The following is an 11,775-nucleotide window of genomic DNA, read 5'->3' on the forward strand; positions in this document are numbered from 1 at the left end:
GATGCCTTGTACACATAGGGTGCTGCATTAATAGCATTGGCTCCGATTTCGCGTCCAGCCCTACAGTCTGTGCGTACCAACCCGGGGTTCCGGGGATAACAATCAGAGAGGACGCTCCCCCATGCGCATCGTCGAAATTCGTGAAAAAACGGTTTCCATCGCATCACCTATTGCTAATGCCTACATCGACTTTTCCAAGATGACGTGCTCGGTTGTCGCCGTCATCACTGACGTGATTCGTGATGGCAAACCGGTGATCGGTTATGGCTTCAACTCCAACGGTCGCTATGGGCAGGGTGCGTTGATGCGCGACCGTTTCCTGGCCCGCATCAGCGAAGCGGATCCCGAGACGCTGGTCGACAAGGAGCGCGACAATCTCGACCCTTTCGCCATCTGGAAAACCCTGATGACGAATGAAAAGCCGGGCGGGCACGGCGAGCGTTCCGTGGCCGTGGGCACCATCGATATGGCGGTCTGGGACGCCGTTGCCAAGATCGAAGGCAAGCCGCTGTATCGCCTGCTGGCTGACCGCTATCGCGATGGCGTGGCTGACGACAAGGTCTGGGTTTACGCGGCAGGCGGTTATTACTATCCGGGCAAGGACCAGACCAAACTCAAGGCCGAGATGCAGAGCTACCTGGATCGCGGCTACGACGTCGTAAAAATGAAGATCGGTGCAGTGCCGCTGGATGAGGACATTCGTCGCATCGAGGCGGTGCTGGAAGTGGTGGGCGACGGTCGTCGACTGGCCGTCGATGCCAACGGTCGCTTCGACATCAAGACGGCCATCGCGTACGCCGAAGCCATCAAGAAGTACAACCTGTTCTGGTACGAAGAAGTCGGTGACCCGCTGGATTACGCGCTGCAGGCCGAGCTGGCCAATCACTATGAGCTGCCGATGGCGACCGGTGAAAACCTCTTCTCTCATCAGGACGCCCGTAACCTGCTGCGCCACGGCGGTATGCGCCCTGACCGCGACTACGTGCAGTTCGACTGCGCGCTGTCCTACGGCCTGGTGGAGTACATGCGCACGCTGGACGTCATGAAGGAACTGGGCTGGTCATCGCGCCGGGTCGTTCCGCATGGCGGTCACCAGATGTCCCTGAACATCGCTGCGGGCCTGCACCTGGGCGGCAACGAGTCGTACCCGGATGTGTTCCAGCCGTTCGGCGGCTTCGCCGACGGGATTCGCGTCGAGAATGGATACGTCGGCCTGCCGGATATCCCGGGTGTCGGCTTCGAGGCCAAGTCCGAACTCTACAAAGTGATGCGGGAGCTCGGCGAAGGCTGACCGGTTTTCATCATGACGCGGCCCTCCACAACAGGGCCGCGCTTGTCCTCATACAAAAACAACACTGAGGTACAGCCATGAACACAGCCACACGCTGGTACAAGCTTCTGTACGTCCAGGTTTTGATAGGTATCGTCATCGGCGGTCTTATCGGCTACCTGATTCCCGACATCGGCGCCAGGCTCCAGCCACTGGCCGACGGGTTCATCAAACTCATCAAGATGCTGCTCGCACCGATCATTTTCGGCACGGTCGTGGTCGGTATCGCCAAGATGGGCAGCATCAAGGAGGTGGGCCGCACGGGCGGCAAGGCGCTCCTGTATTTCGAGATCGTTTCGACACTGGCGCTGGTCATCGGTCTGGTCGTCGTCAACCTGATGAAACCGGGCGAGGGCATGAACATTGACGTCAGCACCCTCAATGTCGATGCGATCAAGGGCTATGCCCAGGCCGCCGAGTCGCAGGGCGGTGCCGTCAGCTTCTTCATGAACATCATTCCGACCACCATCGTGGACGCCTTTGCCAAAGGCATCATGCTTCAGGTGATCTTTATTTCCGTGTTGATGGGCATTGCGCTCGTGCAGTTGGGTGAGGCGGGTAAGCCGCTGGTCAACATCATCGACCTGTTGTTGCAGAGCCTGTTTCGCATCGTGGCCATGGTGATGCGTCTCGCGCCGATCGGGGCGGGCGCAGGCATGGCGTTCACGATTGGCAAGTACGGCATCGGTACACTGGTGTCGCTCGGTCATCTGATGCTGGCGTTGTACGTGACCACGCTGTTTTTCATTGTCGTGGTACTGGGCTCGATTGCCCGCTGGTCAGGCGTGCCGTTGCTCACGTTTCTGCGCTATTTCAAGGACGAGATTCTGGTCACGCTCGGGACATGTTCCACCGAAGCTGTGCTGCCCAGAATGATGATCAAACTCGAAAAACTCGGCTGCAAACGCTCGGTCGTCGGAATGGTGCTGCCGACCGGTTACACGTTCAATTCGGACGGCACCTGCATTTACCTCACCATGGCGGCGATCTTCGTGGCTCAGGCCACCAATACGCCGCTGACCCTGGCGGATCAACTGGTCGTGCTTGGCGTGCTGTTACTGACCTCGAAAGGATCGGCGGGTGTCGCCGGGGCAGGCTTCGTGACGCTGGCCGCGACGCTGTCGGTGATCCCGGAGATTCCGTTGGTCGGTCTGGTACTGCTGCTGGGCGTCGACCGCTTTCTGAACGAGGCGCGTGCAGTTACCAATCTGATCGGTAACGGCATCGGCACCATCGCCATTGCCAAGTGGGACGGCGCGTTCGATCAGGCGGTGGCTGATCGGGAGATCGAGGCGATGAAGCATCCTCAGGACGTTGCGTCCACAGCGCCGGTCAAACCTGATACCGCACACTGAAAAATGATGCTCGGCCCCGGAAACGGGGTCGTTGCGGATGCGTCCGACAACTATCCCAATTGCCGAAGAATCGCTGCCAGCAGCCCCGGAAAGCGCTTTTCAAGCTCTTCACTGCGCAGCGAGTTCATGTGCGTGGTCCCCACATTGCGCGTCTGCACCAACCCGGAATCCCGCAGCACCCGGAAGTGGTGGGAGGCGCTGGACTTGGGCCTCTCGCCGCACAACTCACCACACGTCGCCTCGGGTACGCCTGCCAGATGGCGGACGATTTCCATACGCACAGGGTCGCTCAACGCATACAAAACGCGGTCGAGGGTGAAGGCATCGGGTTCGGGGTGTTTTAGGGTTCGCATGGACGGCATGATAACGAGGGGTTTCAATTGCCGCTATATTTCGAATACTATCGAACAATCGTATTTCGACATACCGGGAGATATTCATGTCCGCGCTGTTCCAACCCTACACCCTCAAAGACGTGACCCTGCGCAACCGCATCGCCATTCCGCCCATGTGCCAATACAGCGCCGACGACGGCGTGATCAACGACTGGCACCATGTTCACTTGGCCAGCATGGCGCGTGGCGGAGCAGGGTTGGTGGTGGTTGAAGCAACCGCCGTGGCACCCGAAGGTCGAATCACTCCGGGCTGCGCCGGTATCTGGAATGACCAGCAGGCGCAGGCGTTCGTTCCCGTCGTGAAGGCCATCAAGGCGGCCGGATCTGTTCCAGGCATTCAGATTGCCCACGCAGGCCGCAAGGCAAGCGCCAATCGTCCGTGGGAAGGTGACGACCACATTGCCGACTCCGACGCTCGTGGTTGGGAAACCATCGCGCCGTCCGCCATCGCCTTCGGGGCCAACCTGCCCAAAGTGCCGCGTGAAATGACCCTGGACGACATCGTCCGCGTCAAGCAGGACTTCGTCAACGCCGCACGCCGCGCCCTTGAAGCCGGCTTTGAATGGATCGAACTGCACTTCGCCCACGGCTACCTGGGACAAAGCTTCTTCTCCGAACACTCCAACCAGCGCACCGATGCCTACGGCGGCAGCTTCGAAAACCGCAGCCGTTTCCTGCTGGAAACCCTGGCGGCCGTGCGTGAAGTCTGGCCGGAAAACCTGCCACTGACCGCCCGTTTCGGCGTCATTGAATACGACGGTCGCGACGAGCAGACCCTTGCCGAGTCCATCGAACTGGCACGCCGTTTCAAGGCTGGCGGGCTTGACCTGTTGAGCGTCAGTGTCGGCTTCACCATTCCTGACACCAACATTCCGTGGGGTCCTGCGTTCATGGGACCGGTCGCCGAGCGTGTGCGTCGCGAAGCGGGCATTCCCGTGACTTCGGCATGGGGTTTCGGCACACCGCAACTGGCGGAAGAGGCGGTCAAATCGGGTCAGCTCGACCTGGTTTCCGTCGGCCGCGCGCACCTTGCAGATCCGCATTGGGCCTATTTCGCTGCGAAGGAACTCGGTGTGGAGAGCGCGTCGTGGACCTTGCCAGCGCCGTACGCGCATTGGCTTGAGCGGTATCGTTGAGAGACAGTCTTACGCGATTACTCGAGTAGCTTGATTACTCCAGAAACAAAGAAGGGCACTTAAGTGCCCTTTTTCTTGCCTGTGAGAATCACTGGAACTCCAATCTGCGGTACTGGCGATTTCTATCAGCGGTACTCAGTATGCAGCTCGTTCAATGCCGCAGCGGCCAAAAAGCCAGAGCGTGAGGCGTATCGATGATCGGTTTTGACGCGCTCATCAATTTTGGCCAGCAGGTGTTCCGGAAGTGTCGCGTTGAATCGTACTGACTTGCCAAAATAAGGCGTCACGTCGAACTCGACCACCGCCCAGATACCGTCTTCGTAGTCGGGATTGGCCATATGAATATCAATGGCTTGCGCATTGGGGAGTGGTGCGCCATCGGCCACCAGACCTTCAAAGTGCAGCGATAACGCCTCCTTCACACTTTCCAGTGCTTCCGATACCGAGCTGCCTGCCGAAAAGCAACCAGGCACGTCCGGAACAGTTACTCCATAGTCTGAATCGGCGTCTTTATGCAGAACGACGGTGAATTTCATGAGTTGTCTACCTTTTCTCTTTGATCGCAAGGCTGTCAGCCTGACAGATCCTAAATGCCGTCACACTGAAGACGAGATGCAAGGGTGCCTCTTCTTTTCTGGCGGTTATTTCAATCCCGCTTGCTTCAATATGCTATTCATCGTTTTGATCGGTATATCGGAATCCGGGTGCTTGATCGTTACCCTTCCAGGCTTTGACGAGTGCTTGTATTGATGGTGACTACCTTTGGTCGCCACGAGATACCATCCATCATCCTCAATCGTTCTTATCATTTCCCTGCTTCGCATCACCCAAGCCTATCATTACCCAAGGTGTGTACTATACACACTCGCGATGCATTGATACACATCATACACACCGGTGCGATATTTTTTGCGATTAACGTCTGTAAGGGGAGCGGCGCGATGCCATAGAGGATTGCTCAGAAGGAGGGAGTTGTTCACACGGGAATGGCGGACCTGAAGTCCATTCTGATCCCCGAGGCTATGGTCAAGAGGTCAGTCAAAGCTAGCGCTGGAAGCCACTCAAGCAGACACTGCCCGAATGGTCATCCAGCCCGAGTGCAGCGCCGGTCAGAAGCGAACCGTCACACCTGCGTTCACCGAATGGAAGCGTGTGTCGGTGCCGAACTGGCCCTGATAGGACAGTCCAAGATCGGTCTGCTTGTTCAGTCGCACCTTCGCGCCCACTTCAGTCAAGGCGGTGTCGCGGGTTTGAGAAACGCCTTGCACTTCGAAGTTCGGACCACCGGCAAAGGACTGGACGTTTCGCGGATCCAGATCACCGTAGGCGCGTCTCCAGCCCAGCGAGCCGTAAAGCTCGGTGTTGAGGTTCGCCACGTTTGTATGGGTCGAGGCGCGCATGCCCACGGTCGAGAACACGGTGTTCTGCTTGTCGCTGGATACATCCAGAGCGGCCGCTCCGCCTTTTTCACGCATGTCGTCCGCGTTGTAGCGCACGTAGGAAAGCCCTGCGAAAGGTTCCAGAGACACGCTGCCGACCGGTATGCGGTAAGCCGCTTCAGTACTGGCCTGCAGCGATTGGGCGTTGCGTTTGCCGGTCAGGTGATCGCTGAACCCGGCAAACGCCACGTTCCGCTCGCTTTCCAGCTTGTGCCAGGTGTAGCCGATGTCTGCACTCAGGCGCAGGGCGTCGATCTGGGCACCGGTGTAGAGGCCGAGGTGGTAGTTGTCGCTGTGGCCTTCGGCATCAGTATTATCGGCGTCGAACTTCGAACGGCTATAACCCGCGTAGATACCGCCGCGCCAATCCGGATTGAAGCTGCCGTCTGCCCCGAACAGCACACCGCCGGTGCTTTGGCTCAAGCCGTTGACGCCGTTACGGCTGTCCAGTTGAGTCCAGTTGCCGAAGGGTTGAACCCAGGCGCCGTTTTCGGCGGCTGGCGTGGCCGGCATCAGGTTGAGTGCCATGGCTGGCATGCGCACGGTACCGTTGTCCAGAAGGCCCCGCAGACGAGTGCCCAATACGCCGGATACCACCTGGCTGTTGGCGATCAGAGCCGTCGACGTGCTGCTCAGCGAATCGCCGGACAGTTGATCGGCCGCATCACGCGCGCTGTCTGCGTCCAGAATCAGCAGGTTGTTGTACAGACGCAGGGACTCGCCGCTCTGCTGGAGTGCGCCGAGCGCGCCAGCGGTATTGAACTGATTGGAGGTAACCATAACCGTCTGGAAGATACCCGGCGCAGGAGCTGGTGTGGGCTCTGGCGTTGGTGTTGGTGTTGGCTCTGGAGTTGGTGTAGGCGTTGGCGTTGGCTCTGGAGTGGGAGTCGGAGTCGGTGTTGGTTCTGGAGTTGGTGTCGGTGTCGGTGTCGGTGTCGGTTCAGGTGTAGGTGTAGGCGTCGGTTCTGGCGTCGGGGTCGGCGTTGTGTTTTTCTGCTCGATGGTGAGGTTCAGATCGTTGGCCGTGCGCTGCAATCCGACGTTCAAAAACGCCGAGTTGGTCGCCGCCTGCGCATAGGCTGTCCCTGGCGTGGCGCCGTCGACCAGCCCACCCTGGGCGGAAAGCAGGGTGTAGGTCCTGCCGCTCTGATAACTCTGCGCCGGGTCCAGCGCGGTGACGTTGACCTGAGTTCCACGCAGGGTCGCTGTGCCGCTTACGTTGATCCGGTCTGACGCGCCGTTGCCAGCAATGTCTGCGGCATAACGCGAGCCTGCCGCCATGTCCAGGTCGCCTTGTATGGCCAGCGCACCGATGGCGTTTTCACCTGGAGACAGCGTGCCGCCTGACGCGACCTGAGTGCTGCCGACCTGACCGACACCGGCCAGAACGCCGCCGTCCAGCACCTGAGCGCTGTTGGTGTAGACCCCGAACTCGTTGCGCCCCGCGGTGCCATTGACCACCAGAGTACCGTTGCCGACGTTAAACCGTGAAAGGCTCTGGGTCGTGGCCGTATTGCCGCGCTGATTGACCTGGTCCACGTTCCCCGACAGCACGAGACGTCCGCCGCGAACGACGACGCTGCCGGCCAGTCCGGAGGTATCACCGCTCAAGGTGGTGTTTCCGTTGAACGCATACACCCGGCCCGTCCCGCTCAAGGTGTTGGCGAACTGGAGATCGGCGTCCGTATGGTTGAACGCCAGGTATCCGTTACCGGTACCAAAGCGAATGCCGGTTGCCGGATCGACTCGACCGGCGGCCTGTGCCGCTCCAGCCGTCGTGGAATCGACATCGGTACGGTTGGGATCCACTGCGACCGAACCACCGATGGCAAGCGTGCCACGTGTCGCCAAGTTGCTGCTGCCTACGGTGCTGATGAGAATGCCATTAGTGGCGCTCAGTTCGGCACCGTCGGACAGCGTCAGATAAGTACGCGTGGTGGTGTCACCGAGCGTCATATCTTGCGCGGAGAGGCGCGTGCCCTGGCCGGAAATGCTCACTTGATTGCTGGTGCTGCTGATTGCAGATCCCAGTGTCAGTGAGCTGGTCGCCAGGACTGCACCGTTCTCAAGCGTCAGATCGCCTCTGTTGCTGAAGGTCCCGCTATTGTCCCAGCGCGTGCCTGCACCAGACAATCTGACGGTGGAGTCGATGTCCACTGCCTCGCTGTTGATTCTGCCGCCATCGTTGGCCGTGATGCTCGACTTGTAAACAAAAACGCCGCCAGCGGTGATGTTCGCCGCATCGACCAGCGAGTTCTGTCCACTCACCAGCAGGTCCGCTTGCGAAAATCTGTTGGAATTGGCTCCGAAAACGTCACCCAGATCCAGATCCCGCACCGACACCTGGCCCCCGTTTCGGACGGTCAGGTCACCCTGACCGGCACCACCGATAACGATCGTGTTACCCAGCACGAATGAGGTACGCGGCACGATCCAGCGCGAACCCGCCCCTTCGACCACAACGCTGGCCTTGGCCATGTTGACGCCCGTGCTGCTGGCCCGACCAATCATCTCGCCGCCTTCACTGGTCACGGTTGCGCCATTGTTGATCGTGAGACTGGCCGTGTTGCCATCCGTTGACCGGACTCTGATCTCGCCATCGATCATGCGGTCGCTGTTGAATGTTTCCTGAGCATCGTTAAGAACAAAGTCCGCTGCCTGGGTCTCTGGGAGCAGTGCAAGGGTAATCGCAAAAGCAAGGGGGGATATTCTGAATAAGGGGTTCATAACGACTCCAGATACTCCATAAAAGCCACGACCGTGGCTGCCAGCCTTGAAGGCATTAGCGGTTCCGTTAGGCAGATTGCCAACGGCGGAAGTATCGAGAGGCGAAGTTGTAATGGATATAGCACACATGAACTAGTGGCTACGCGCCATGGCGCACATAGTACATCTGTACTATTGAAGGTGTTAAAAACGCTGGTTAGAGTTTTTGCCGAAGTTATAAGTCCCTTGTTATTGAATAACGGACCGCCGACCAAAACAGAGGTGAGTCCGCCAGCGGAGTGTGTGGATGAAAAGTGCAGCGTTGTTTCCGTTGATTCTGGCCTTGTCGGGGTGCGCGGGTCTTGATCAGGCCATGTCCGTCACCAACGGCGTATTCGACCAGACCGGTGACGTGCTGAGCGGCGATTTCAGAGGGTTGATCGAAGCCAAACAGGCGACATTGACGCAGATCTGGAGCGATTGGGAAACAAACGAAGTCACCGCGAAGGAAAAGTGGGACGCTCAGACACTGATCATTCCAGGTGTTGTGCAGCGTATTACCAAGACAGGCAGCGCCATTGGCCAAAACCAGATCGCCGTCATCTTTACGGATCCGACCAATCCCAAATGTCAGGGCCAGGGTTTGACCCGCGATGATTTGTTGGTCAACAAGAAAAAGATCAGCAGTTTCAAAAAGGGTGACAAGGTTTTGATGAAGGGCGTTCTGGGAACTACCGAGTCGAAGTGGACGGATAATTCGTCGTGCTGGCTGTCTTTTGACAAGGCTGAGTTTACGTTGCAGAAGTAATGGGTGCTGTTGCGGTTGTCACTGGCTATATATTTTAAAAATCCGAAGAGCTATGGAGAGTCAGGAAATCCTGATTTTTTTACAATAAAAATGCACAATGGATGATCGCTGCGCTACAGGCAGAGTGTCAGTGATTTTTCGGGTGTGATGAGAGGGTAAACCAGAGCCGGATCAGTCAACGCTCCCTGACGCTCGGTAGCTTCAGTGGAAAGGTGATATGGAGCGGGTAGAGGGAATCGAACCCTCAACTAAAGCTTGGGAAGCTTTCGTTTTGCCACTAAACTATACCCGCTCGAAGCGGCTGACTTTGTACCAGATGCAGTCGTGCATTTGAAGCGTTAATTCCTCAAAACCTGCATTTATCCGGACCCTCACCCTGGAAGCCGTCCGCCGAGTGCCGCTGTCCGTGCGCTGGCGGAGGATTCCCTGGCTCTTTTCGAGCGCTGCTCTCAGAAGGCGAGGGCATGGTGGCTCTGGACCAACTGATGCGCGTGACGGGGCGACTCTGCCACGGCAGGTTCCGGTTGCAGGAAACTCAGCAGCGCCCGCTTCGAATCGCTGCAGGCGGCCTTGTGTTCCATGTCCAGAAAGTGCCCTGCGGCGTCGATGACGCTGAAGCTGCAGTCCTTTACGTATTTCCCGAAATGCACGGCGTCGTTGGCGGCGGTGTATTCGTCCCAGGCACCGTTCATGAACAAGACGGGTACGTTGATGTTTTTCGCAGCGGTCAGGTAATTGCCCGGATCGATCTCCAGCACCTGGCTGATGTGGTAATGCATCTGGTCGTATTCGTGCAGGTCCAGGCTGCTGATGTGGCGATAGTTGAAGCGCTTGAATAACGACGGCAGGTGTTTGCCGATGGTGTTGTTGATCAGGTGGCCGACTTCGTAACGGTCATGCGCGCCCAGGTGGATAATGCCCCGGTTCAGGTAATCACACATGTGCTCGTTGAGCACGGGCGAAAATGAGCTGATGACTGCGCTTTCGAGGCGCTTGGGACGATGCGACAGCGCGACCAGCGCCGCAGCGCCACCCCATGAAAACGACATGACATGCTCGGCATTGAAGTGGTCGATCAGCTCCAGCAGGATATGGCCTTCCATTTCCCGGGTCAGGGGCTTTTCATGTCGGTTGTGCGGTTTGGATTTTCCGGCGTACGGCTGATCGTAGAGCACGACGTTCATCGTCGGGTAGAGGTTGCGAACAGTCTGTGCAAATGACGCGGTGGTGGCCAGTGAGCCGTTGACCATGATGATGGTTTTTTCCGCGGCATCTGCGCGATAGAACTCCGTGTAAACCCGAAACTGTCCTTGTATATCAAGCACGGCTTTTTCTGGCGACATAGGTGTAACTCCTGGCGTAACAGGTATGCGTACAACAACGTTGCACGAGTTTCGTGACAGGCAGGCAAAAGCCGATTAAAGGCCCATGTCGATCCGAACGATCTGTCCGACAGGTGTTGTTATTGGCGGGCAATTTGTCGTGAGTCCAATGACTCAGTACGGCAAAAGGTTTCTTGGAATGGTGTCCTGACTCATCAGTCACATGTGGACTGACGGTTTGGATTCAAGCAGTGGATACTGGAACCCGCAAGTGCCATTCATAGGCTTGTTGCGCATTCCGCCGAACGGTTGTGACTTTTTCAGAATAGCTGGATTTCTGCGGCGTGCAGGGCACGGTAGCTGCCGGGCTCTAGCTCGGGGGACAGGGACAGATCCCCCATGCGTTCGCGGTGCAGAATCAGCACCTTGTTGTCGAAGTGACCGAACATCCGCTTCACCTGATGATAGCGACCTTCAACAATACTCAGCCGGGCACAACGAGGTCCAAGGATGGATAACTGTGCTGGCTGTGTGGTGATGTTTTCGAACGGGAAGTAAAAGCCTTCGGCAAACCTGGTTATATACCGTTCGTCGATCAACTGTTCTGTCTCGACGTAATACACTTTGGGCAACTTTGTCTGCGGCTGCGTCAATCGTCGTGACCAGTGACCGTCATTGGTTATCAACATCAGACCTGTGGTATTGAAATCCAGACGTCCTGCAATATGAAGTTCATGTTTGTCAGGTTCATCCAGCAGATCGAGCACGGTCGGATGTTGCGGATCGACGGTGGCGCTCACGCAGCCTTGTGGTTTGTGCAGCATGAAATAGCGCTGCGCCTTGCCTGTTTGAAGGATCTCGCCGTCGAAGGCCACGCAGCTGAATTCCCGTACATCGTGATGCGGGTCGCGTGTGATCTGACCATCCACTGTCACACGGCCGCTGACCAGCGCCAGACGCACGTCCTTGCGGTTGAAGCGGGGCAGGTTGCTGAGGAAGCGGTCAAGACGCATGGCGATGGCGACAGGAAGGTTATGAGGGTGCACATGGTACGCGATCTAGCGCACCGGTTGGCCCGGCGCTGCCTGCTCGACACCTGCGCAGCGCGGGCACAGGCAGGCCTTGTTGCGGACCTCGTCGGGCAGCGCTTCGAGCCGTGCCGGGTCGATGGTTTCCGAGAAGCACCAGCACGGCTGGCTGGCGGTGCGCGGGTCGGCCAGGGTGCAACTGTTGCTGAAGCCGCACACCGGGCACAGGTTGGTAACAGCGTCGGTTGTCATGGTG

The 11,775-nt window shown here is 57.9% G+C and carries 11 protein-coding genes and 1 tRNA gene; 4 read left to right on the forward strand and 8 right to left on the reverse strand.

Annotation, left to right across the window (positions count from 1 at the left end; all coding sequences use genetic code 11):
- Positions 1 to 121: 121 nt before the first annotated feature.
- Both CFBP1590_RS06230 and dctA read left to right on the forward strand, forming a co-directional pair.
- A complete protein-coding gene (locus tag CFBP1590_RS06230) occupies positions 122 to 1,291 on the forward strand; it encodes a mandelate racemase/muconate lactonizing enzyme family protein (RefSeq protein ID WP_004881265.1) in 1,170 nt (389 codons plus the stop codon).
- A 77-nt stretch (positions 1,292 to 1,368) separates the two neighbouring features.
- Positions 1,369 to 2,685 (forward strand): C4-dicarboxylate transporter DctA, encoded by a 1,317-nt coding sequence (gene dctA, locus CFBP1590_RS06235; RefSeq protein ID WP_088234668.1) that lies wholly within the window; start codon positions 1,369 to 1,371, stop codon positions 2,683 to 2,685.
- A 50-nt stretch (positions 2,686 to 2,735) separates the two neighbouring features.
- Here dctA and CFBP1590_RS06240 read toward each other — a convergent pair whose 3' ends face one another.
- On the reverse strand, positions 2,736 to 3,047 hold the full coding sequence (locus CFBP1590_RS06240; protein ID WP_167383111.1) for an ArsR/SmtB family transcription factor: 312 nt from the start codon (positions 3,045 to 3,047) through the stop codon (positions 2,736 to 2,738).
- 77 nt (positions 3,048 to 3,124) lie between these two features.
- Between CFBP1590_RS06240 and CFBP1590_RS06245 the strand changes: the two genes are divergently transcribed.
- Positions 3,125 to 4,216: an NADH:flavin oxidoreductase/NADH oxidase gene (locus CFBP1590_RS06245; protein ID WP_088234669.1), complete on the forward strand. Its 1,092-nt coding sequence runs from the start codon at positions 3,125 to 3,127 to the stop codon at positions 4,214 to 4,216.
- A gap of 125 nt (positions 4,217 to 4,341) precedes the next feature.
- Here CFBP1590_RS06245 and CFBP1590_RS06250 read toward each other — a convergent pair whose 3' ends face one another.
- The 3 genes from CFBP1590_RS06250 to CFBP1590_RS06260 form a co-directional block, all read right to left on the reverse strand.
- Positions 4,342 to 4,752 carry a type II toxin-antitoxin system HicB family antitoxin gene (locus tag CFBP1590_RS06250; RefSeq protein WP_025996829.1) on the reverse strand — a complete coding sequence of 137 codons (411 nt, stop codon included), beginning with the start codon at positions 4,750 to 4,752 and terminating at the stop codon, positions 4,342 to 4,344.
- Between the two features lie 105 nt (positions 4,753 to 4,857).
- Complete coding sequence (locus CFBP1590_RS06255) at positions 4,858 to 5,040, reverse strand: type II toxin-antitoxin system HicA family toxin (RefSeq protein WP_004881256.1); 183 nt, start codon at positions 5,038 to 5,040, stop codon at positions 4,858 to 4,860.
- A gap of 285 nt (positions 5,041 to 5,325) precedes the next feature.
- Positions 5,326 to 8,382 carry an autotransporter domain-containing protein gene (locus tag CFBP1590_RS06260; RefSeq protein WP_088234670.1) on the reverse strand — a complete coding sequence of 1,019 codons (3,057 nt, stop codon included), beginning with the start codon at positions 8,380 to 8,382 and terminating at the stop codon, positions 5,326 to 5,328.
- Positions 8,383 to 8,668: 286 nt separating this feature from the next.
- Here CFBP1590_RS06260 and CFBP1590_RS06265 point away from each other — a divergent pair, with 286 nt between their 5' ends.
- On the forward strand, positions 8,669 to 9,169 hold the full coding sequence (locus CFBP1590_RS06265; protein ID WP_069144671.1) for a hypothetical protein: 501 nt from the start codon (positions 8,669 to 8,671) through the stop codon (positions 9,167 to 9,169).
- Between the two features lie 218 nt (positions 9,170 to 9,387).
- Here CFBP1590_RS06265 and CFBP1590_RS06270 read toward each other — a convergent pair.
- The 4 genes from CFBP1590_RS06270 to CFBP1590_RS06285 form a co-directional block, all read right to left on the reverse strand.
- Positions 9,388 to 9,461 (reverse strand) — tRNA-Gly (locus CFBP1590_RS06270).
- A 157-nt stretch (positions 9,462 to 9,618) separates the two neighbouring features.
- Positions 9,619 to 10,512 carry an alpha/beta fold hydrolase gene (locus tag CFBP1590_RS06275; protein WP_088234671.1) on the reverse strand — a complete coding sequence of 298 codons (894 nt, stop codon included), beginning with the start codon at positions 10,510 to 10,512 and terminating at the stop codon, positions 9,619 to 9,621.
- A gap of 299 nt (positions 10,513 to 10,811) precedes the next feature.
- Positions 10,812 to 11,504 (reverse strand): pseudouridine synthase, encoded by a 693-nt coding sequence (locus CFBP1590_RS06280; RefSeq protein ID WP_088234672.1) that lies wholly within the window; start codon positions 11,502 to 11,504, stop codon positions 10,812 to 10,814.
- A gap of 45 nt (positions 11,505 to 11,549) precedes the next feature.
- Positions 11,550 to 11,771 carry a cysteine-rich CWC family protein gene (locus CFBP1590_RS06285; RefSeq protein ID WP_088234673.1) on the reverse strand — a complete coding sequence of 74 codons (222 nt, stop codon included), beginning with the start codon at positions 11,769 to 11,771 and terminating at the stop codon, positions 11,550 to 11,552.
- Positions 11,772 to 11,775: the final 4 nt, after the last annotated feature.

Origin of the sequence: Pseudomonas viridiflava, from assembly GCF_900184295.1 — a bacterium.
Classification (GTDB): domain Bacteria; phylum Pseudomonadota; class Gammaproteobacteria; order Pseudomonadales; family Pseudomonadaceae; genus Aquipseudomonas; species Aquipseudomonas viridiflava.

Bases quoted from the DNA above. Each gene is read 5' to 3' on its own strand.
- CFBP1590_RS06230 (WP_004881265.1), top strand. From the start codon at position 122: ATGCGCATCGTCGAAATTCGTGAAAAAACGGTTTCCATCGCATCACCT.
- dctA (WP_088234668.1), top strand. From the start codon at position 1,369: ATGAACACAGCCACACGCTGGTACAAGCTTCTGTACGTCCAGGTTTTG.
- CFBP1590_RS06240 (WP_167383111.1), bottom strand. From the start codon at position 3,047: ATGCCGTCCATGCGAACCCTAAAACACCCCGAACCCGATGCCTTCACC.
- CFBP1590_RS06245 (WP_088234669.1), top strand. From the start codon at position 3,125: ATGTCCGCGCTGTTCCAACCCTACACCCTCAAAGACGTGACCCTGCGC.
- CFBP1590_RS06250 (WP_025996829.1), bottom strand. From the start codon at position 4,752: ATGAAATTCACCGTCGTTCTGCATAAAGACGCCGATTCAGACTATGGA.
- CFBP1590_RS06255 (WP_004881256.1), bottom strand. From the start codon at position 5,040: ATGCGAAGCAGGGAAATGATAAGAACGATTGAGGATGATGGATGGTAT.
- CFBP1590_RS06260 (WP_088234670.1), bottom strand. From the start codon at position 8,382: ATGAACCCCTTATTCAGAATATCCCCCCTTGCTTTTGCGATTACCCTT.
- CFBP1590_RS06265 (WP_069144671.1), top strand. From the start codon at position 8,669: ATGAAAAGTGCAGCGTTGTTTCCGTTGATTCTGGCCTTGTCGGGGTGC.
- CFBP1590_RS06275 (WP_088234671.1), bottom strand. From the start codon at position 10,512: ATGTCGCCAGAAAAAGCCGTGCTTGATATACAAGGACAGTTTCGGGTT.
- CFBP1590_RS06280 (WP_088234672.1), bottom strand. From the start codon at position 11,504: ATGCGTCTTGACCGCTTCCTCAGCAACCTGCCCCGCTTCAACCGCAAG.
- CFBP1590_RS06285 (WP_088234673.1), bottom strand. From the start codon at position 11,771: ATGACAACCGACGCTGTTACCAACCTGTGCCCGGTGTGCGGCTTCAGC.